The organism is Streptomyces sp. NPDC020681 (genome assembly GCF_044334895.1).
Taxonomy (GTDB): domain Bacteria; phylum Actinomycetota; class Actinomycetes; order Streptomycetales; family Streptomycetaceae; genus Streptomyces.
This window is the reverse complement of the sequence record NZ_JBIRTX010000009.1, coordinates 24,819-44,343: the sequence shown is the minus strand read 5'-3', so window position 1 is coordinate 44,343 and position 19,525 is coordinate 24,819. Positions and strand designations below refer to the sequence as shown.

Here is a 19,525-nt window from a genome sequence, read left to right as displayed (position 1 = left end):
GTGAGACAGCGTCAGCCCTTGACCGCGCCCTGCATGATGCCGCCGACGATGTGCTTGCCGAAGACGACGAAGGCGATCAGCAGCGGCAGCGTGCCGAGCAGCGCGCCGGCCATGATCACCGACTGGTCGGGGATATAGCCGCGGCCGAGCCCGGTCAGCGCGACCTGCACGGTCGGGTTGCCGTTCTGGGTCAGCGCGATGATCGGCCAGAAGAAGTCGTTCCAGGCCATCACGAAGGTCAGCATCCCGAGCACCGCCATCGCGGGCCGGGCCGCCGGGAAGACGACATGCCACACCACGCGCCAGCTGCTCGCGCCGTCCACGCGGGCCGCCTCGATCAGCTCGGTCGGCAGCGCCTCGACGAGGTACTGCCGCATGAAGAACACGCCGAAGGCGCTGACCAGCGTCGGCAGGATGACGGACTGGAGCTGGTCGGTCCAGGACAGCTCGGCGATCAGCATGTACAGCGGTACGACGCTGAGCTGCGGCGGCACCATCATCGTGCCGATCACCAGCAGCAGAAGGAGGTTCTTGAAGCGGAAGCGCAGTTTGGCGAAGGCGAAGCCGGCGAGCGTGGAGAAGAGCACGGTCCCGGTCGCGATCGACCCGGCGACGATCGTCGTGTTGAGCAGGGCCGTGCCCATGTTGGCGTCGGTCCAGGCGATCTCGAGGTTCTTGAACAGATTGCCGCCGAACCAGAACGGCGGCGGGGTCTGCGCGAGCCGGGTGTTGTTGCGGGAGGCCGCGATCGCCGTCCACACCAGAGGGAACAGCGAGCCGACGGTGAAAACGATCAGTACGGCATAGGTGATCCGGCCGCCGTGCAGCTGGCGTCCGGCACGTTTCGCGCTCAACATCACAGGGCCCCCTACGCGTTCTTGCTCAGTCGTCGGGCGAGCAGCCAGTTGATCGCGCCGATCACCAGCAGGATCAGGAACATGGCCCAGGCGATCGCCGACGCCCGGCCGAGATGGAGGTTCACCCAGCCCTGTTCGTACAGATAGAGCCCGAGCGTCTGGAACTGGTGGTCGGCGCCGCCGGTCGCTCCGGCGCTGCCGTTGAACAGCAGTGGCTCGCCGAAGAGTTGGGTCGCGCCGATCGTCGAGACCACGCAGGTGAACAGGATCGTGGGCCGCAGCGAGGGGACGGTGACATGGATGAACTGCTGCCAGCGGGAGGCCCCGTCCAGCGCCGCCGACTCGTACAGATCGTTCGGTATGGCCTGCATCGCGGCCAGATAGATCAGTGCGTTGTAGCCGGTCCAGCGCCAGATGACGATCGTGGACACCGCGAGCTGCGAGGTCCATGTGCCGTTCTGCCAGTCGACGCTGTCGATGCCGACCAGACCGAGAGCCCAGTTGATCATTCCGTAGTCGCGGCCGAAGAGCAGCACGAAGACCAGCGTGGCCGCGGCCACCGAGGTGGCGTACGGAGTCAGTGCGGCGACGCGGAAGAACATCGAGCCGCGCAGCCGGTAGTTGAGCAGATGCGCGATGCCGAGCGCGATGAGCAGCTGCGGCACCGTGGAGATCAGCCCGATGGTGACCGTGTTCTTCAGCGCGTTCCAGAAGAACTCGTCCTCAAGGAGCCGCGAGAAGTTGCGCAGCCCGACCCACTCCATGTCGGTGGGCGCGGTCAGCTCCACCCGGTGCAGCGATGCCCAGCCGGTGTAGAGCAGCGGAAAGAGCCCGAAGGCCAGGAAGAAGACGAAGAACGGCGCGACGAAGGCGTACGGACTCCACTTCACGTCCCGTCGGTAGCGGCGGCTGCGCCGGTCCCGGCGGCGGTCGTCGGCCACCGCCGCGTCGATCGTGCGCGGGGCCGCGCCCTCCTCCCCCTGGGAGGGCGCGGCGGCCGGTGCGTCACTTGCCATACCGGTCACTGGTCCAGCGCGTTGTCGATCGCCTTGACTGCCGCGTCCCAGCCCTGCTGGGAGGAGCGGCCCTTCTGATCGACCTGGAGCATTCCGATGTCGCCCAGGTTCTGGTTGATGATCAGGTCCTTCGGCCCGAGGATCTGGACGGGCACGCCTTCCGCGGCATTCGAGAAGATCTGGCCGATGGGCGCGTTGGCGAAGTAGGCGTGCTTGGCGCCGGAGACTTCGGGCAGGGAGTACGCGGCCTGGGCGCTCGGGAAGCTGCCGCGCTTGGCGAAGAACTTCGCCTGCTGTGCGGGCGCGGTCAGCCAGGCCACGAGCTTGGCGGCCTCCACCTTGTTCTTGCCGGCCTCAGGGACGGTCAGGAACGAGCCGCCCCAGTTGCTGGGCTTCGGCGCGGTGGCCACGTCCCACTTGTCCTTGCCCGCGGCCCCGCCCTTGTCCTGGATGTAGCCGAGCATCCAGGCCGGGCAGGAGATGGTCGCGAAGGTGCCGTTGGCGAAGCCCTGGTCCCAGGCCGGCGTGAACTGCTGGAGCTTGCCGGTCAGACCCTCCGTCGCGAACTCCGCGGCTATGTCCCAGGCGCCCTTCACGGCCGAGTTCGTCTTGTAGACGATCTTGCCGTCCTTGTCGTAGAAGCGGTTCTCGTTGCTGCCGAGGATCGCCGACATGACGCCGGTCGCGGAGTCCACGAACTTGGCGCCCGCGGGCGCCTTGGCCTTGAACTGCTTGCCCGTGTCCAGGTACTTGTTCCAGTCGCCCGCCCACAGCTTGCCCACGGCCTCGCGGTCGGTGGGCAGTCCGGCCTTGGCGAACAGGTCCTTGCGGTAGCAGATGCCCTGCGGACCGATGTCGGTGCCGAGGCCGATCGTCTTGCCGTCCTTGGTGGCCTGGTCCCACTTCCACGGCAGGAACGCGTCCTTCTGCACGCCCTCCGTCTTGCCCAGGTCGACCAGCTTGCCCGACTGGGTGGCGGTGATCTCGGCGATGTTGTTGACCTCGACGGCCTGGATGTCGGCGAGGCCGCTGCCGGTGCCGAGGTGCGTCAGCAGCTGCGGGTAGTAGTTCTCGTTCCGCTCGATCGAGGTCTGCTCGATCTTGATCTCCGGGTGGAGCTTCATGTACTCGTCGTACAGACCGGCCTCCTTGAGGCCGAAGGCCCCGAAGACGCCCACCGTGATCGTGGTCTTCGCCTTGCCCCCACCACCACCGGTCGAGGAACTGCCGGTTGGTTCGTCGCTGTCTTCGGCGCAGCCGGCCAACAGCCCGGCCCCGAGCGCGGCGACGACCGCGAGGATTACTGCCCTGCGCATTGCGTCCTCCTTGTGCCCTGACGTGCCGACCCCCCGGCCAACTGGCATGTGGTGCCAGTGACATTGGTGCTTGACCGGCTCGGGCGGGGAACGTGCGGGTTGTGTATGAGTCAGGTACGGTGGGAGCGCTCCCATGTGTGATGTGTTGAAGGGTCGCGGCTCGCTCAAGGGGTGTCAAGGCACCCGGCACGTTATGTTCTCGGACGGGGAAACTGGGGAGGCGGACATGATGTCTCGGGCAATCCGTACGCGAGGCGGAGGGCGGGGCACGGGCAGGCCGACGCTCGAAGAGGTCGCCGCGCGCGCAGGAGTGGGCCGGGGCACGGTCTCCCGAGTGATCAACGGTTCGCCCGGGGTCAGTGACCGTACGAGGGCCGTCGTCGAGGCCGCCGTCGCCGAACTGGGATACGTCCCCAACCGCGCCGCCCGCGCGCTCGCCGCCAACCGCACCGACGCGATCGCCCTTGTCGTCCCGGAGCCGGAGGACCGGTTCTTCGCCGAGCCGTACTTCTCCGACATGGTGCGCGGCGTGAGCGCGGCACTCGCCGACACGGACATGCAGCTGCTGCTGACCCTGGCCGGCAGCGACCGCGAGCGCCGCCGCCTCGCGCAGTATCTGGCGGCCCATCGCGTCGACGGGGTCCTGCTGGTCTCGGTGCACGCCGACGACTCGATCCCCGACATGCTGGAGGACCTCTCCATCCCGGCCGTGATCAGCGGCCGCAGGTCCGCCGCTGAGACGCTCGCCGCGGTCGACTCCGACAACTTCGAGGGCGCCCGCGACGCCGTGACCCATCTCGCGTCCCGTGGCCGCCGCCGGATCGCGACGATCACCGGACGCCTCGACGTGTACGGCGCCCAGTGCCGCCTGGAGGGCTACCGCGCGGCTCTGGCGGCATCGGACCTGGCCGCCGAGCCGGACCTGATCGCCCGCGCCGACTTCACCGAGGAGGGCGGCCGCCGCGCGATGCGCGAGCTCTTGGAGCGCCGCCCGGACCTGGACGCGGTCTTCGCGGCCTCCGACGTGATGGCGGCCGGCGCCCGTCAGGTGCTGCGGGAGGCGGGCCGACGGATCCCGGACGACGTGGCCCTGGTCGGCTTCGACGACTCGGCGGTGGCCCGCCACATGGACCCGGCGCTGACCAGCGTGCGCCAGCCGATCGAGGAGATGGGCCGCACGATGGCCACGGTGCTGCTCCAGGAGATCACCGGCGCCACGGGCGAGGGCGGGACGGGCGAGCGTCCGCAGATCGTGCTCCCGACGGAGCTGGTCGTACGCGATTCGTCGTAGCCGCACACCGTGGCGACGGAAACGACAGACGGAAACGACAAAGGCCCCGGTCCGAAGACCGGGGCCCTGTATCGATCAGGGTGAGTAACGGGACTTGAACCCGCGACATCCTGGACCACAACCAGGTGCTCTACCAGCTGAGCTATACCCACCACGGCCGGTCGCTTTTCCGACCGGCCGAGAAAAAGTGTACAGGGTCGGGGAGGGTGCTCGCGCCCCGGTTAATGGAGCCCTGACGCGGCCCTCACCGCGCCCGTCACTCTGCCGGCAGGACGTACTTCTTCGCGATCGTCTTCGCCGTCTCCGAGTCGGGTCCGGGCTGCGGCACGAAGACCGCCTCCCGGTAGTAGCGGAGCTCCGCGATGGATTCGCGGATGTCCGCCAGCGCCCGGTGGTTGCCGTTCTTCTCCGGACTGTTGAAGTACGCCCTCGGGTACCAGCGGCGAGCCAGTTCCTTGACCGAGGAGACATCGACGATCCGGTAGTGGAGGTACTGCTCCAGCGTGGGCATGTCGCGCAGCAGGAAGCCGCGGTCCGTGCCCACCGAGTTCCCGCACAGCGGGGCCTTGCCGGGCTCCTTGACGTGCTTGCGCACGTACGCCAGGACCTGCTCCTCGGCTGCGGCGAGCGTGGTGCCGCCCGACAGCTCGTCGAGGAGGCCCGAGGCGGTGTGCATCTGCCGCACCACGTCGGGCATCGTTTCCAGCGCCGCGTCAGGGGGGCGGACCACGATGTCCACCCCGTCGCCGAGCACATTCAGTTCCGAGTCGGTGACCAGCGCGGCCACCTCGATGAGTGCGTCGTCCGTCAGCGAGAGCCCGGTCATCTCGCAGTCGATCCACACCATACGATCGTTCATGCGTCCTACCTTAGGGCGTGTCTTTCGGATCTTGCCGGGCTCGGCCCGATCCACAGACACGCCCCCGGCCGACCGGCGATCGCCGGTCGGCCCAGGGAGTGCCCTTGTGACGCGCTTATGGAGCGCTGCGCTGCCCCGGCAGGCTGGGACGGCCGTGACCTGCCGCATACGGGTCGGGTCCGGGCTTTCCGAGCTCCGGTGGCGCCGCCGATGTGGCGGCCGGACCGGACGGGCCCGACGCCGCGGCGGCGCGCCTCACCTGGGCCGTTGCCTGCGCCGGTACCACGTCCACCACCGACGGGGGCGGAGCCTCGCTCTGCGGGCGGCGGACCCGGTACGCGGCCCGGTAGGCGGCCGGGGACGAGCCCAGCTGCCGCCGGAAATGGCCACGCAGGGCCACCGGCGAGCGGAAGCCGCAGCGGCCCGCGACCTCGTCGACCGAGTAGTCGGAGGTCTCGAGCAGCCGCTGGGCCTGCAGCACCCGCTGGGTGATCAGCCACTGCAACGGCGCGCTGCCGGTGAGCGAGCGGAATCGCCGGTCGAAGGTGCGCCGGCTCATGTACGCCCGGGCCGCCAGGGTCTCCACGTCGAACTGTTCATGGAGATGCTCCAGCGCCCACGAGACGACTTCGGCCAGCGGGTCCGACCCGATTTCCTCAGGTAAAGACCTGTCCAGATAGCGCTCCTGGCCGCCGCTGCGCCGTGGTGGCACCACCAGTCTGCGGGCCAGTGCCCCGGCCGCCTCGGTGCCGTGGTCGGTGCGCACGATGTGGAGGCAGAGGTCGATTCCGGCCGCCGTTCCCGCGGAGGTCAGCACATCTCCGTCGTCGACGAACAATTCACGCGGATCGACATGGACGGACGGATACCTCTTGGCCAGCGTCGGCGCGTACATCCAGTGAGTGGTCGCGGGCCGGCCGTCCAGCAGACCGGCGGCGGCGAGCACAAACGCTCCCGTGCACAGTCCGACGATCCTGGCCCCCTCCTCGTGCGCGCGCCGCAGCGCGTCGAGCGCCTCCGGCGGTGGCGGTGAAGTGATCGACCGCCAGGCCGGTACGACGACGGTCCCTGCTCTGCCGATGGCCTCCAGGCCGTACGGCGCGGTCAGTTCGAGTCCGCCGGTGGTCCGCAGCGGGCCCTCCTCACCTGCGCATACGAGCAGGCGATAGCGAGGAACTCCGGCGTCCTGACGGTCAATTCCGAACACCGAGAGCGGGATGGAACTCTCAAAGATGGGGCCGCCGCTGAACAGCAGCACAGCGACGACTTCCCGGCGCCGGCGCCCGGAGAGCTTCCGTGCCACCTCCGGTGCGGCGGAGTCCTGACTCATGACGCTAAGCCCCCCTCGGTGTTCGCGTCTCCCCGTTCTTTTCGGGCCTTTCGCTCCTGCACGTTTCCCCTCGGTTTTGCACGGGCTCCGAGCCTTCGATACTCATGATCGAATCTACTGCGTCCCGTGGCGCCGACGTGACAAGTTCGGCATGCCCCGCTATGTCGACATGGCAACTTGGCGCGAAGCATTCGATCACGAAGCGTTTCACTCACAGGCTCCGGAAGGAAGTGCGCCTCGCGCGCATGGCCCGTCCCCGTAGGGTGCAAGCGCCGCGAATAGTGCTTTCTTGCCTGGTGGCAAGGGGGTTGGCAGGCCATTTCCCCAAGGAATGGCCACTGGCGAGAAGTTGGCTGAAAACATACGGGCGCGGGTGTGCGAACCCGTCAGTCCCCGGGCGCACATCCCGAGCCGTGCCGACCGCCCCGGCGCGCCCCCGGGGCAAGCCTCGCCCGCCGCCCGCGAGGAGCCGGCGCCGCGTCGGCGACCCGGGCGCGCGCGGCGGTGCGCTCGGAGCGGCGCAGCAGCACCCGGCAGGCCGCGGTCACCGCGGCGAGACCCAGCGCGGCGGACGCGGCGCCGCCGACGGAGGTCCCGTACACGACGAGGACCACCGGAACGAGCACACAGCTGAACGCCGCCCAGCGGACCACATCGCTCGCCGGGCTTGCCGTGATCGCGGACTCGGCGGAGGGCCGGGGGGCGGGGGCGGGCTGTCGTGCGGGCACGGGGAAGCTCCCAGGGAGGCGGCGTGGATCAAGGTGCCAACGAGGGTCCCGGCCCTCCGGTCACCCTGGCCCCGCCCGGGACCCGGCCGGGACCTCGGCCCCGGGATCACACCGGCTGTAGACACCACGCGGCATTGCCATACGGGGCGGGCCTCGTGCATGCTCCCTGGAACGCCGCACATGGGGCGTCGCTCCCTGGGCAGGAGAGGAGTGTCGCCGTACCCTTGGGGTATGGGCCAGGGAAGATGATTCCCGGACACAGCTCCGCTGCCATGTCGTTCCCTCCCGATGAGGACCTTCTTCGCGAGACACCGATGGCCGGTCACGAAATCCCCGAACCCGCGGACCGCAAGCAGGTCGCCGACCATTCGTCGGACCTGCAAGCGGCGGAACAGGCACGTCATTCCTGCGATCCGGCCTTCCGGCACGGAGTCGTCGTCGGCTTCGACGGATCGACCTCCAGTGAGCGGGCGCTCGCATACGCCATCGGTATGGCACGCCGCTCCGGCTCCGGCCTGATCATCGTCCATGTCGCCAACCGGCTGCCCACCACCGTCTGGGCGGGCTGCGAGCCGCCGGTCTTCGTGGACGTCCCCGATCACCGCACCGAGGTGCTGGGCCTCGAGCTGGCCTGCGCGGACTATCTCACCGAGGTGCCGTGGATCCTGGTCGAGCGCGGCGGCGACATCTGCCACGAGCTCGAAGAGGTCGGCAAGGAGTACTCGGCCGACGCGATCGTGGTCGGCTCCACGCACGGCATCGTGGGGCGCATCTTCGGCTCGGTGGCCGGCCGGCTCGCGCGTCGCGCGCAGCGTCCTGTGATCGTGATCCCGTAGCGGATTCCGCCGCCCGCCCTCAGTCCTTCGTTATCCGGCGTACGCCCCCTCGTGGCCGTCCCGTAATCCCGCTGACGCCCCTGGTCCGGCGGGGTTCAACTGGCTTGGCGCGGGCGGAAATTCATGACCCGTCAGAGGTGGATTGTGCGCTTGTGAAGGGTACATAAGTGTCCTGGGAAGCAGCACAACTGCACAGGACACGAAGGGAGCCCGCCGTGGACAAAGACGTCTCTGCGGGAAGCGCCACCTCAACTCAGACCCTCGGCAACCTCGCCCTTGGACTGACCCTGCTGGCATTCGGCATCGGTCACACCGGTGTCATAGACAACGTGGCGGCGGCGGACGCGGCCGGCATCGCGACATGGATCGGCGGCGTGGCACTGTTCATCGCCGGGCTGTTGGAGTTCCGCGCGGGCAACGCCGGTACGGGCACGGCATTTTCGGGCCTCGGCGCGTTCTGGTTCACCTGGGGAAGCGGCGTCGGCGCCGAGGTGTCGGCGGAGGCCGGTGGCCTCTTCCTGCTGCTCTTCGGGCTGCTCGCACTGACCCTGACGGCCGCGTCCGCGGGCAGCGGACTGTTCGGACAGGGTGTGTACGGGCTTCAGACCGTCTCGCTGGTCCTCCTCGGCATAGCGTCGTTCGCGACGAACGACGGTCTTGCGAAGGCGGGCGGCTGGGTCGGCGCGGTCGCGGGTCTGGCGGCCTGGTACGGCGCGACGGCCGCACTCGCCAAGTGGCCGACCTTCTCCGGACGCGCTGCCGGCAGTGGAGTGACGGCCACAGGCTGAGGCAGCCACAGGCCGGCGCCCGGACTGCGCCGGCCTACGAGAGAGCGGTCCCCCCGCGCGTGAAGGTGGCAACGCGCGGGGGGACCGCTCTCCTCTTTGCGGCTAAACCGCCGCCGCTCTCGCGGAGTTGGTTGCTCGCCGTCGGGGGTGCTCAATTGATGGTTGTGGTACGACCATCAAAGCGGTGACCTACTCGACGGTGACGGACTTGGCCAGGTTCCGCGGCTTGTCGATGTCACGGCCCATCGCCAGCGCCGTGTGGTACGCGAAGAGCTGCAGCGGGATGCCCATCAGGATCGGGTCCAGCTCGTTCTCGTTCTTCGGCACGACGATGGTGTGGTCGGCCTTCTCCTGCTCGCGGTGGGCCACCGCGAGGATCCGGCCGCTGCGGGCCTTGATCTCCTCCAGTGCCGCGCGGTTCTTCTCCAGCAGGTCGTCGTCGGGGACGATCGCGACCGTCGGCAGCGCGGGCTCGATGAGCGCCAGCGGGCCGTGCTTGAGCTCGGACGCCGGGTAGGCCTCCGCGTGGATGTACGAGATCTCCTTGAGCTTCAGGGAGGCCTCCAGCGCCACCGGGTAGCCGCGCACCCGGCCGATGAACATCATCGACTTGGCGCCCGCGTACTCTTCGGCGAGCTTCTTGATCTCGGCCTCGCCCTCGAGGATCTCGCTGATCTGCGCCGGCAGCTTGCGCAGGCCCTCGATGATCCGCTTGCCGTCGGCGACGGAGAGGTCGCGGATGCGGCCCAGGTGCAGGGCCAGCAGCGCGAAGGCGACGACGGTGTTGGTGAAGCACTTGGTGGAGACGACGCAGACCTCGGGGCCCGCGTGCACGTACACGCCGCCGTCGGCCTCGCGGGCGATCGCGGAGCCCACCACGTTGACCACGCCGAGGACGCGGGCGCCCTTGCGCTTGAGCTCCTGGACGGCCGCGAGCACGTCGTACGTCTCACCGGACTGGGAGACGGCGATGTAGAGGGTGTCGGGGTCGACGACAGGGTTGCGGTAGCGGAACTCGGAGGCCGGCTCGGCGTCCGCGGGGATCCGGGCCAGGCCCTCGATCAGCGAGGCGCCGATCATGCCCGCGTGGTACGAGGTGCCGCAGCCCAGGATCTTCACCCGCCGGATGCCGCGGGCCTCGCGGGCGTCCAGGTTCAGGCCGCCCAGGTGCACCGTGGAGAACTTCTCGTCGATGCGGCCGCGCAGGACGCGGTCCACCGCGTCGGACTGCTCCGAGACCTCCTTGTGCATGTACGTGTCGTGGCCGCCCATGTCGTAGGAGGCGGCCTCCCACTCGACGGTCTCGGGGGTGGCGGTGGTGCGCGTGCCCGAGGTCGTGTAGGTGCGGAAGTCGTCGGCCTTCAGTGTGGCCATCTCGCCGTCGTCGAGGGTGACGACCTGGCGGGTGTGGGAGATCAGCGCGGCGACGTCGGAGGCGACGAACATCTCCTTCTCGCCGATGCCGAGGACGACCGGCGAGCCGTTGCGGGCCACGACGATGCGGTCGTTGAAGTCCGCGTGCATGACGGCGATGCCGTAGGTGCCCTCGACGACCTTGAGCGCCTCGCGGACCTTCTCCTCGAGCTTCTCGGCCTGGGAGCGGGCGATCAGGTGGGTGAGCACCTCGGTGTCGGTCTCGGAGGCGAAGACGACGCCGTCCGCCTCCAGCTTCGCGCGCAGCTCGGCGGCGTTGTCGACGATGCCGTTGTGGACGACCGCGACCTTGTTCTCGGGGTCGAGGTGCGGGTGCGAGTTGATGTCGCTCGGGGCGCCGTGCGTGGCCCAGCGGGTGTGGGCGATGCCGGTGGTGCCGGCGAAGCGCTTGGGGATCCGGGCCTCCAGGTCGCGGACCCGGCCCTTGGCCTTGACCATCTTGAGGCCGGTGGCCTTCGGGCTCGTGATCACGATGCCCGCGGAGTCGTAGCCCCGGTACTCCAGCCGCTGCAGGCCTTCCAGCAGCAGTGGTGCCACATCACGCTTGCCGATGTATCCGACAATTCCGCACATAAAGTTCTTGCCCCTCCATAGATCAGGTGTGTGCCCGCGGGCCGTCAGCCATAGACGATGCGACGCAGCTGCCGGAGCGTGAGCTCCGGCGGCGCCACGGCGCGGTGCGGCAGCTCGGCCGCGATCCGCTCGAAGATCTCGGTGTTCGCCAGGCCACCTGACTGCAGCTCGCGGTGGCGGCGGCGGACGTATTCCTCGGTCTTCTCGTCGAAGTACGCCAGCACGTCGAGCACCACCCGGGACGCTTCACCGCGCTGGAGCGCGGTGCTGCGCACCAGATGATCGATGAGGTCGTCGTAGGTCGTGCGCCCCGACGTGCGGTGTTCGAGCACCCGTAGATATTGCGGGGTCACCCCGTGCGTTTGCAAGAATCTTGCCCGAATCCGGGCACTGGGGGGCTTGAGAAGGGTCACATACGCTTCAGAACGGCCTGTTTTGCGGTGGAGAACTCCTCGTCCGTCAGTATTCCGGACTCATACAGCTCGCCGAGCTCACGCAGTCGGCGCAGCAGCGCGTCATGATCGTCGCCCGCGGGCGCGGTGGCCCCGATCGCCGGGACGGCGTCCTCGGGCGCGTGCGGATGCGGCATCGCGGCGGTCACCGCGGCCCCGACGAGAGCCATCAGCGGATCCTTGCGGAAGCCCCACAGCTCGACGGCGTGCGGGTCGTACTTCGGCGCCGGCGGACTCACGATCTTGGCCACCCGGAAGCGGAGATAGCCGTTCTCCAGACCGACCGCGGGCAGCCACTCGACCGCGTCCACATCCTCGATGTGCAGCACCCGGGCGCCGGCGGAGGACTTGGACTCCTCCGTCTTCCAGTTCCACTCCAGCCGGATCCGCTCGCCGTCGAAGGTGACGGTGGCGTCACCTGCGCCGACGGTGATCGGCAGGGACGGGCCCGGCAGCAGATACGAGAACACGGGACCGTCCGGGATCTCGTCCAGCAGCAGCGCGTTGCGCACCTCGTCGACGAAGTACTCGGCGACGCCGGCGCGGTCGTTGGCGACGGTCAGCCGGTACGGGTCGGCGCTGTCCTCCAGCTTGCCGCCGGTGATCTGGAGGAGCGGGTCGGCGCCGTTGCGCAGCCGCAGCCGGACGCGGCCGGACTTCTTGCCCAGCTCGAAGGAGATCCCGGCGATCGCCTTCAGCGGTACGGCGACCTCGCCGAGTGTCTTGCGCAGCAGCCCGACGCTCTTGTCGGACCCGGGCACGATGCGCACGGTGTCCCCGTCGAAGGTCCAGGTCCCGTCCTTCTGGATGATTTCCGCCATGCGGTGATTCTCGCACCGGGTGCGAACGGACTCCCGCCGCGCCAGGGGCACTTGGGCCCAGGAGTCCGGATGCGTGGCACTTGCCACACGGCCAAGTGGTCTACACCTTGACGCTGGTTGAGGTGCACGGTACGCATGATGACGCCCGTTCGGTTGCTCAGTCGAAGGGAATCAGCCCTGTGCGACAGCCCGGAACGCTTCCCCGTATCGTCGGTTCGCTGCTGCTCCTCGCCACGGCGGGCATCAGCTGCCTCGGCGCGGGCTCCGGCCCCGCCGGTGCCACAACGGCCATCACCGTCCGGCCTCTCGGCCAGATCGTGCCCGCGCCCGCGTCCGTACGGCCCGCCGGTGCGCCGTACACGCTCACCGCACAAACCCGGATCCACGTCGACGACTCCCGCGAGGCGCGCCGGATCGGCGGGTATCTCGCCGAGGTGCTGCGTCCGTCCACCGGGTACGCGCTGCCCGTCACCCAGGACGACCGCGGCTCCGGCGGTATCCGGCTGCGGCTGCGCTCGTCGGAGCGCGCGCTCGGCGACGAGGGCTACCGGCTGGAGTCGTCCCGGGGCGGGCTCACGCTGACCGCCCGCAAACCCGCCGGGCTCTTCCACGCCGTGCAGACGCTCCGTCAGCTGCTGCCCGCCGCCGTGGAGAAGGACACCCGGCAGCGCGGCCCCTGGAAGGTCGCCGGCGGCACCGTCACGGACACCCCGCGCTATGCCTACCGGGGCGCGATGCTCGATGTCTCGCGGCACTTCTTCACCGTCGACCAGGTCAAGCTCTACATCGACCAGATGGCGCTCTACAAGATCAACAAGCTGCATCTGCATCTCTCCGACGACCAGGGCTGGCGGATCGCGATCGACTCCTGGCCGCGGCTGACGACGTACGGCGGCTCGACCCAGGTGGGCGGCGGGCCCGGCGGCTACTACACCAAGGCCCAGTACAAGGACATCGTGGCGTACGCCGCGGCCCGCCATCTGGAGGTCGTGCCGGAGATCGACATGCCGGGCCACACGAACGCCGCGCTCGCCTCGTACGCCGAGCTCAACTGCTCCGGCATCGCACCGCCGCTCTACACCGGCACCGACGTCGGCTTCAGCTCGCTGTGCGTGCCGAAGCCGTTGACATACGACTTCGTGGACGACGTGGTCCGTGAACTGGCCGCGCTCACCCCGGGCCAGTACCTCCACATCGGCGGCGACGAGGCGCACTCCACCAGCCATGCGGACTATGTGGCGTTCATGGACAAGGCGCAGGCGGTCGTGGCCAAGTACGGCAAGACCGTGGTCGGCTGGCACCAGCTGACCGGTGCGAAGCCGGTGGCGGGCGCGGTCGCGCAGTACTGGGGTTACGACCAGACCGGCGCGGCCGAGCGCAAGCAGGTCGCGGACGCGGCCAAGGCGGGCACACGGCTGGTTCTCTCGCCGGCGGACCGGGTGTATCTCGACATGAAGTACAACAAGGACACGCCGCTGGGCCTGGACTGGGCGGGCCTCGTCGAGGTCGACCGCTCCTACGACTGGAATCCGGCGACCTATCTCGCGGACGCCGGTGCTCCGGCGTCCGCGGTGCTGGGGGTGGAGGCGCCGCTGTGGACGGAGACGATCTCCACCAGCGACCACATCGAGTACATGGCCTTCCCGAGGCTGCCGGGAGTGGCCGAGCTCGGCTGGTCACCGCCCGAGACGCACGACTGGGAGTCGTACAAGGTCCGGCTGGGCGAGCAGGGCCCGAGGATGTCGGCGCTCGGCATCGACTACTACCGCTCCCCGAAGGTCCCTTGGGCCGACTAGGGCCTGTCGTCTGGATCATGCCGGGCTCGCGTGCCCTGGCACCGCGCCTCGCCGCGTTGTCGTCAGTCGGCATGGCTCCGCCATGCCTCCCTCCTCCGCCTTGCGATCCACGCCACCAGACCCCGCTCACTGATCCGGCCTGATCCAGACGAAAGGCCCTAGGCCGGACAGGACCTGCCACCCGCAGGAAAGAGGGACGGGCACCTGTGAGGGACCGTATTCACAGGTGCCCGCCCCGTTCAGTGGGAGAACCGCGCGATCGGGTTCTCGAGGGTGCCGATGAGCTGGAGCGCGCCGGCCGGGTCCGCGAGGTCCACCATCTGCTTGTTGTTGCGCAGCTGGAGCCGGTTCAGGCAGGACAGCGCGAACTCGTCCGCGAACATGTCGTACTCCTTGAACTTGTCGGCCAGATGCGGCACCGACTCCTCGTACGCGCGCACGCACTCCGCGACCGTCCGCCAGAACGTCTCCTCGTCCAGGCGGCCCTCCGCGGCCAGCGTCGCGCCGAGGAAGCGGAGGAAGCAGTCGAAGACATCCGTGAAGATCGACAGCAGCTTCATCTCGTCCGGCACGTCCGCACGGATCCGCTCGACCGCCGGCGGCAGCACCGCGTCCGGGTCCATCACCGCGATCTCCTCGGCGATGTCCTTGAAGATCGTCCGCCGGACGGTGCCGTCCTCGCCGATGACGAGGATGACGTTCTCGCCGTGCGGCATGAAGACCAGATCGTACGCGTAGAAGCTGTGCAGTACGGGAGTGAGATAGGCGCCCAGATAGCGGCGCAGCCACTCCGCCGGGGCCAGGCCCGACTCGTCGATCAGCGCGCCCGCGAAGGACGCGCCCTCGTGGTCCACGTGCAGCAGCGACGCCATGGTGGCCAGCCGCTCGCCGTCCTCGACCGACGCCACCGGGGACTCGCGCCAGAGCGCGGCGAGCATTTTGCGGTACGGCGAGTAGCGGTCGGTCGCCCGCTCGTACTGGCGGTGGTGGTAGCCGATCGCCGCGCGCTCGCGGATGATCGAGAACCGGGCCGCCTTGAGGACGTCGTCGCTGTCGATCAGGCCCGCCAGCCAGTCGTTGATCGCCGGCGTCGCCTCCATGTACGCGGCCGAAAGCCCGCGCATGAAGCCCATGTTGAGCACCGACAGCGCGGTTTTCACATAGTGCTTCGCCGGTGAGGTGGCGTTGAAGAAGGTGCGGATCGACTGCTGGGCGAGGTACTTGTCCTCGCCCGTGCCCAGATACACCAGGCGCTGCTGGGCGACCTCGGCGGCGAAGGTGACGGAGAGCTTGTTCCACCACTGCCAGGGGTGGACGGGCAGCAGGAAGTAGTCGGCGAGGTCGAGTCCGAGTTCGCTGAGCTGCCCGCCGAAGCGGGCGAGGGCGGCCTCGCCGAGTTCCTCGTGGACCAGCGCGTCGTAGTCGAGTCCGGCGCCGGCCGTGAAGGTGGCGTGGTCGCGGTGGGCGGCCAGCCACACCAGCTGGATCTCGCTCGCCGTCTCCGGCGCGTACGACAGGTATTCGTGCACGCCGAAGCCGAGCCGGCCGTTGTTGGCGACGAAGCAGGGGTGGCCCTCGGTCATGCCGGTCTCGACGGCCTGGAATCCGGCCCGGGTCAGCTCGGCCGAAGTGGTCTGCTTCTTGGTGAGTTTGTACGCCGTGCCGGAGAGAGTGGAGGAGATCTCCTCCAGATAGACCGGCAGGATCTCGTCGCTCAGACCGAGCGAGGTGCGCAGCTCCAGAAAGAAGTCCAGCGCGTCCAGTGGCTGCTGCGCGCCGTCCCGGTGCCGGGTGATGGAGTCGGCCTCGACCTGCCAGTGGTCGAGCGCGAACCGGCGGGCGGCAAAGCGGTATTCGGTCGCGGAGTCGTCGCTCAGGACCCGGTAGTTGTCCTCGCCGAGCGATTCGGGCACGAGCAGCCGCTCGTGCGAGAACTCCGCAAGCGCCTTGCGGACAAGCAGCCGGTTGGCCTGCTCCCACAGCTCGGGCGTCAGATGCGATACGGCGTCGGCGAGGCTCATCGGGTCACTCCACGTGCGGCCATGCTGGGGCTTTTCAGGAACTGTTCACGGGTGCAGAAGCTGAGATACGCGTCCTTCTCCGGCTTCTCGATCTTGTCGACGACCTCGAATCCGACGTACTCGTTGAGCGCATGAACGGCGTCGTTGCGGATGTCGGGCTCGACGACCACCCGCGCGGTGCTCTCGTCGGCGAACAGCGCCTCCATCACCGCGGTGATCACCTCGCGAGTGAATCCGCGCACCGGAGTGTCGGTCGGCGCGACCAGGAAGTGCATGCCGACATCGCCCGGCTCCGGGTCGTAAAGGCCTTGCAGCTCCACATACCGGGGGTCGTAGCGCTCCATCAGGAAGACGGGCTCGCCGTCCTTCAGACCGATGAAGGCGTCATGGTGCTCATGCGCCGATATCGCCATGTATTCGCGCTCGACGTCCTGGAGTTTTGCGTCCTGCATCATCCAGAAGGCGGCTTTGGGATGGGTCACCCACCCGTGCAGCAGTTCAGCGTCGGCGAAAGGATCGAGAGGGCGGACGGTGAACGTCATACGGAGAACTCCTGGAACGCGATGGACTTTTCGACGGGGTAGTACTCGGACCCCAGCATCTCGCCGATGATGTAGGCGTTGCGGTACGCGCCCATGCCCAGGTCGGGAGAGGTGATGGAGTGCGTGTGCACCCCCGCGTTCTGCAGAAAGATCTCGCGTCCCACGGTGTCGATCGAGTAGTTGCGGGCGATGTCGAAGCGGCCCTGACCGTCCCTGCGGATCCGGTTCTCGACCGGCTCGAGGAATGCGGGCGTGACGTACTTGTAGCCGGTGGCCAGGATCAGGCCCTCGGTGTGCAGCTCGTACTCCTTGCCCTGCTCCTCCTGGCGCAGTGAGAGCGTGTACGTGCCGTTCTCGTACCGCGCCTCGTTCAGCGAGGAGTTGGACAGCAGCCGGGTCTGGACCGGGCCCTTGAGGTTCTTCTGGTAGAGCAGATCGAAGATCGCGTCGATCAGCTCCGAGTCGATGCCCTTGAACAGGCCCTTCTGCTGCGACTCCAGCCGGTAGCGGGTCGCCTCGGGCAGCGCGTGGAAGTAGTCGATGTACTCCGGTGAGGTCATCTCCAGCGTCAGCTTGGTGTACTCCAGCGGGAAGAACCGCGGTGAGCGCGTGACCCAGTTGAGCCGGTAGCCGTGCACATCGATCTCGGAGAGCAGGTCGTAGTAGATCTCCGCGGCGCTCTGGCCGCTGCCGACCAGCGTGATCGAGTCCTTCTTCTGCAGCGCTTCCTTGTGGTCCAGATAGCGCGAGTTGTGCAGCAGGTCGCCGCCGAGGTCGCGGCAGTTCTCCGGGATGTACGGCGGAGTGCCGGTGCCGAGGACGATACGGCGGGCGCGGAACTCCTCGCCGCCGGCGGTGTGCACGACATACAGCTCGTTCTCGTACGCGACCCGGGTCACCGTCGTGCTGAAGCGGATGCTGCTCAGTTTCGCGGCGGCCCAGCGGCAGTAGTCGTTGTACTCGGTCCGCAGCGGATAGAAGTTCTCGCGGATGTAGAAGGAGTACAGCCGTCCCGATTCCTTCAGATAGTTGAGGAAGGAGTACGGCGAGGTGGGGTCCGCGAGCGTGACGAGATCCGACATGAACGGCGTCTGGAGATGGGCGCCTTCGAGGAACATCCCCGAGTGCCACTCGAAGTCCGGCTTGGACTCCAGGAAGACGCCGTTCAGCTCGTCGATGGGCTCAGTCAAACAGGCGAGGCCGAGGTTGAACGGACCGAGTCCGATCCCGATGAAGTCAAGAGGCGTGGACAAGGTTCTCTCCAAGGTACTGCTCGGCATGGCCGGCGATCAGATCGAGTACGGCGGCGATGTCTTCGGTCGTCGTCTCGGGGTTGAGCAGGGTGAACTTCAGGTACTGGCGGCCGCCGACCTTGGTGCCGGCGACCACGGCCTCGCCGGACGCGAACAGCGCCTTGCGGGCATAGAGGTTGGCCCGGTCGATCAGCGTGGGGCTGGTGACTGCCTCGGGGATGTAGCGGTAGACGAGCGTGGACAGCTGAGGCTGGACCACGACGTCGAAGCGCGGGTCGGCGGCGAGCAGCTCCCAGCCGGCCGCGGCCAGGTCGCAGACCTCGTCGAAGAGCCGGCCGACGCCGTCCGCGCCCATCACGCGCAGCGTCATCCACAGCTTCAGCGCGTCGAAGCGGCGGGTGGTCTGCAGCGACTTGTCGACCTGGTTCGGTATCCTCCCCCGCAGCCCTCCGGGCGCGGGAGGTGCCCCCACCTCGATCGTCTGCCGAGGGTTGAGGTAGTCCGCGTGGTACGTGGCATGGCCGAGCGTGGCGCGGTCCCGGACGAGGATCGCGGACGAACTCACCGGCTGGAAGAAGGACTTGTGGTAGTCCACGGTGACCGAGTCGGCGTGCTCGATGCCGTCGAGGAGATGACGCCGGGTCGGCGAGGCCAGCAGCCCGCAGCCGTACGCGGCGTCCACATGCATCCACGTCCCGTACTGCTGCGCCAGCTCGGCGATCTCGGGCAGCGGGTCGATGGAGCCGAAGTCGGTCGTGCCGGCGGTCGCGACGACCGCCATCGGGACCAGGCCCTCGGCGGCGCAGCGCTCCAGCTCGGCGGCGAGGCTGACCGTCTGCATCCGCTTGTCGCGGCCGACGGGGATGGAGACCACGGCATCCCGGCCGAGACCGAGCAGGGTCGCGGACTTCTGCACGCTGAAGTGGCTGCACTCGGAGGTGAAGATGCGCAGTTTCGCGAGGTCGGTGGTCTTGGCCTCCTCGCGGGCCAGCAGCAGCGCCTGCAGATTGGACTGCGTGCCGCCGCTGGTGAAGACGCCGTCGGCGGCCTCTCCGAGGCCGATCCGCTGCGCGGTCCAGTCGATCAGGCGGCGCTCGATGAGCGTGCCGCCGGCGCTCTGGTCCCAGGTGTCCAGCGAGGAGTTGACCGCGGAGAGCACGGCCTCGCCGAGCACGGCCGGGATGACGACCGGGCAGTTGAGATGGCCGAGGTAGCGGGGGTGGTGGAAGTAGACGGCGTCGCGCAGATAGACGCTCTCCAGCTCGTCGAGTGCGGCGGTGGTGTCGCCGAGCGGCTGGTCGAGGTCGACCGCCGAGATCACCGGGGCGAGGTCGTCGGGGGTCACGCCGGTGAACGGCTGCCGGGTCGTGGCGAGTCGGTTCGCCACCCGCTCGACTCCTTCGGTCACGGAGCGCCGGTAGCTCTCTGCCGTTACGTCGTTGAGCAGGTGCGAGCGCATTGCAATGTCCTTAACGATGCAGGCGGTGGGGGGGGGGGGGGGTGGGTGGGCTAAAAAAAGACAAAACGCCCCCCCCAGACCCCGCCCCACCCCCCCACGGGTGGGGGTTGGTTCTCGTCTAGGGGGGGCGCGCGCCCCCCCCCCCCCCACCGC

17 protein-coding genes and 1 tRNA gene are annotated in these 19,525 nt (G+C 68.6%); 4 read left to right on the top strand and 14 right to left on the bottom strand.

What is annotated here, in order from left to right; genetic code table 11:
• Window positions 1-11: 11 nt before the first annotated feature.
• The 3 genes from ACH4YL_RS22230 to ACH4YL_RS22220 are packed head-to-tail and all read right to left on the bottom strand — an operon-like array spanning window position 12 to window position 3,189.
• Entirely contained in the window at window positions 12-857 is an 846-nt protein-coding gene (locus ACH4YL_RS22230; protein ID WP_398509141.1) for a carbohydrate ABC transporter permease, read from the bottom strand.
• 11 nt (window positions 858-868) lie between these two features.
• Window positions 869-1,873: a carbohydrate ABC transporter permease gene (locus tag ACH4YL_RS22225; protein WP_398509140.1), complete on the bottom strand. Its 1,005-nt coding sequence runs from the start codon at window positions 1,871-1,873 to the stop codon at window positions 869-871.
• A gap of 5 nt (window positions 1,874-1,878) precedes the next feature.
• Window positions 1,879-3,189 (bottom strand): extracellular solute-binding protein, encoded by a 1,311-nt coding sequence (locus tag ACH4YL_RS22220; protein WP_398509139.1) that lies wholly within the window; start codon window positions 3,187-3,189, stop codon window positions 1,879-1,881.
• 226 nt (window positions 3,190-3,415) lie between these two features.
• Between ACH4YL_RS22220 and ACH4YL_RS22215 the strand changes: the two genes are divergently transcribed.
• Window positions 3,416-4,480, top strand: a complete 1,065-nt coding sequence (locus tag ACH4YL_RS22215; protein ID WP_398509138.1) for a LacI family DNA-binding transcriptional regulator — start codon at window positions 3,416-3,418, stop codon at window positions 4,478-4,480.
• 79 nt (window positions 4,481-4,559) lie between these two features.
• Here ACH4YL_RS22215 and ACH4YL_RS22210 read toward each other — a convergent pair.
• From ACH4YL_RS22210 to ACH4YL_RS22195, 4 genes are all read right to left on the bottom strand, one after another.
• A tRNA-His gene (locus ACH4YL_RS22210) sits at window positions 4,560-4,632 on the bottom strand.
• Window positions 4,633-4,736: 104 nt separating this feature from the next.
• Window positions 4,737-5,339 carry an oligoribonuclease gene (gene orn, locus ACH4YL_RS22205; RefSeq protein ID WP_398509137.1) on the bottom strand — a complete coding sequence of 201 codons (603 nt, stop codon included), beginning with the start codon at window positions 5,337-5,339 and terminating at the stop codon, window positions 4,737-4,739.
• Between the two features lie 115 nt (window positions 5,340-5,454).
• Window positions 5,455-6,669 carry a GlxA family transcriptional regulator gene (locus tag ACH4YL_RS22200; RefSeq protein ID WP_398509136.1) on the bottom strand — a complete coding sequence of 405 codons (1,215 nt, stop codon included), beginning with the start codon at window positions 6,667-6,669 and terminating at the stop codon, window positions 5,455-5,457.
• Between the two features lie 386 nt (window positions 6,670-7,055).
• Window positions 7,056-7,397, bottom strand: coding sequence for a hypothetical protein (locus tag ACH4YL_RS22195; RefSeq protein ID WP_398509135.1), 342 nt, complete (start codon window positions 7,395-7,397; stop codon window positions 7,056-7,058).
• Between the two features lie 314 nt (window positions 7,398-7,711).
• Between ACH4YL_RS22195 and ACH4YL_RS22190 the strand changes: the two genes are divergently transcribed.
• The gene (locus tag ACH4YL_RS22190) at window positions 7,712-8,233 is read left to right on the top strand and encodes a universal stress protein (protein ID WP_398509134.1); all 522 of its coding nucleotides are present in this window, start codon (window positions 7,712-7,714) and stop codon (window positions 8,231-8,233) included.
• 215 nt (window positions 8,234-8,448) lie between these two features.
• Window positions 8,449-9,021: a GPR1/FUN34/YaaH family transporter gene (locus ACH4YL_RS22185; protein WP_398509133.1), complete on the top strand. Its 573-nt coding sequence runs from the start codon at window positions 8,449-8,451 to the stop codon at window positions 9,019-9,021.
• Between the two features lie 189 nt (window positions 9,022-9,210).
• Here ACH4YL_RS22185 and glmS read toward each other — a convergent pair whose 3' ends face one another.
• The 3 genes from glmS to ACH4YL_RS22170 all read right to left on the bottom strand — a co-directional run bounded on the left by glmS (window position 9,211) and on the right by ACH4YL_RS22170 (window position 12,301).
• On the bottom strand, window positions 9,211-11,028 hold the full coding sequence (glmS, locus tag ACH4YL_RS22180; RefSeq protein WP_398509132.1) for a glutamine--fructose-6-phosphate transaminase (isomerizing): 1,818 nt from the start codon (window positions 11,026-11,028) through the stop codon (window positions 9,211-9,213).
• Between the two features lie 44 nt (window positions 11,029-11,072).
• Window positions 11,073-11,360 carry a hypothetical protein gene (locus ACH4YL_RS22175; RefSeq protein WP_398509131.1) on the bottom strand — a complete coding sequence of 96 codons (288 nt, stop codon included), beginning with the start codon at window positions 11,358-11,360 and terminating at the stop codon, window positions 11,073-11,075.
• A gap of 77 nt (window positions 11,361-11,437) precedes the next feature.
• On the bottom strand, window positions 11,438-12,301 hold the full coding sequence (locus ACH4YL_RS22170; RefSeq protein ID WP_398509130.1) for a DUF4429 domain-containing protein: 864 nt from the start codon (window positions 12,299-12,301) through the stop codon (window positions 11,438-11,440).
• A gap of 179 nt (window positions 12,302-12,480) precedes the next feature.
• Here ACH4YL_RS22170 and ACH4YL_RS22165 point away from each other — a divergent pair, with 179 nt between their 5' ends.
• A complete protein-coding gene (locus ACH4YL_RS22165) occupies window positions 12,481-14,097 on the top strand; it encodes a beta-N-acetylhexosaminidase (protein ID WP_398509129.1) in 1,617 nt (538 codons plus the stop codon).
• A gap of 239 nt (window positions 14,098-14,336) precedes the next feature.
• Here the strand turns inward: ACH4YL_RS22165 and ACH4YL_RS22160 are convergent, their stop codons facing one another.
• The 4 genes from ACH4YL_RS22160 to ACH4YL_RS22145 are packed head-to-tail and all read right to left on the bottom strand — an operon-like array spanning window position 14,337 to window position 19,372.
• A complete protein-coding gene (locus ACH4YL_RS22160) occupies window positions 14,337-16,118 on the bottom strand; it encodes an IucA/IucC family protein (protein WP_398509128.1) in 1,782 nt (593 codons plus the stop codon).
• Window positions 16,115-16,660 carry a GNAT family N-acetyltransferase gene (locus ACH4YL_RS22155; RefSeq protein ID WP_398509127.1) on the bottom strand — a complete coding sequence of 182 codons (546 nt, stop codon included), beginning with the start codon at window positions 16,658-16,660 and terminating at the stop codon, window positions 16,115-16,117. Before ACH4YL_RS22155 ends, ACH4YL_RS22160 begins: the two co-directional genes overlap by 4 nt.
• On the bottom strand, window positions 16,657-17,940 hold the full coding sequence (locus tag ACH4YL_RS22150) for a lysine N(6)-hydroxylase/L-ornithine N(5)-oxygenase family protein (RefSeq protein ID WP_398509126.1): 1,284 nt from the start codon (window positions 17,938-17,940) through the stop codon (window positions 16,657-16,659). The genes ACH4YL_RS22155 and ACH4YL_RS22150 overlap by 4 nt, the downstream gene beginning before the upstream one ends.
• Window positions 17,897-19,372 (bottom strand): pyridoxal phosphate-dependent decarboxylase family protein, encoded by a 1,476-nt coding sequence (locus ACH4YL_RS22145; RefSeq protein WP_398509125.1) that lies wholly within the window; start codon window positions 19,370-19,372, stop codon window positions 17,897-17,899. Before ACH4YL_RS22145 ends, ACH4YL_RS22150 begins: the two co-directional genes overlap by 44 nt.
• Window positions 19,373-19,525 lie beyond the last annotated feature (153 nt).

Excerpts from the sequence above, each read along its gene's own strand:
- ACH4YL_RS22230 (WP_398509141.1), bottom strand. The coding sequence starts at position 857 with ATGTTGAGCGCGAAACGTGCCGGACGCCAGCTGCACGGCGGCCGGATC.
- ACH4YL_RS22225 (WP_398509140.1), bottom strand. The coding sequence starts at position 1,873 with ATGGCAAGTGACGCACCGGCCGCCGCGCCCTCCCAGGGGGAGGAGGGC.
- ACH4YL_RS22220 (WP_398509139.1), bottom strand. The coding sequence starts at position 3,189 with ATGCGCAGGGCAGTAATCCTCGCGGTCGTCGCCGCGCTCGGGGCCGGG.
- ACH4YL_RS22215 (WP_398509138.1), top strand. The coding sequence starts at position 3,416 with ATGATGTCTCGGGCAATCCGTACGCGAGGCGGAGGGCGGGGCACGGGC.
- orn (WP_398509137.1), bottom strand. The coding sequence starts at position 5,339 with ATGAACGATCGTATGGTGTGGATCGACTGCGAGATGACCGGGCTCTCG.
- ACH4YL_RS22200 (WP_398509136.1), bottom strand. The coding sequence starts at position 6,669 with ATGAGTCAGGACTCCGCCGCACCGGAGGTGGCACGGAAGCTCTCCGGG.
- ACH4YL_RS22190 (WP_398509134.1), top strand. The coding sequence starts at position 7,712 with ATGGCCGGTCACGAAATCCCCGAACCCGCGGACCGCAAGCAGGTCGCC.
- glmS (WP_398509132.1), bottom strand. The coding sequence starts at position 11,028 with ATGTGCGGAATTGTCGGATACATCGGCAAGCGTGATGTGGCACCACTG.
- ACH4YL_RS22170 (WP_398509130.1), bottom strand. The coding sequence starts at position 12,301 with ATGGCGGAAATCATCCAGAAGGACGGGACCTGGACCTTCGACGGGGAC.
- ACH4YL_RS22160 (WP_398509128.1), bottom strand. The coding sequence starts at position 16,118 with ATGAGCCTCGCCGACGCCGTATCGCATCTGACGCCCGAGCTGTGGGAG.
- ACH4YL_RS22155 (WP_398509127.1), bottom strand. The coding sequence starts at position 16,660 with ATGACGTTCACCGTCCGCCCTCTCGATCCTTTCGCCGACGCTGAACTG.
- ACH4YL_RS22150 (WP_398509126.1), bottom strand. The coding sequence starts at position 17,940 with ATGCCGAGCAGTACCTTGGAGAGAACCTTGTCCACGCCTCTTGACTTC.
- ACH4YL_RS22145 (WP_398509125.1), bottom strand. The coding sequence starts at position 19,372 with ATGCGCTCGCACCTGCTCAACGACGTAACGGCAGAGAGCTACCGGCGC.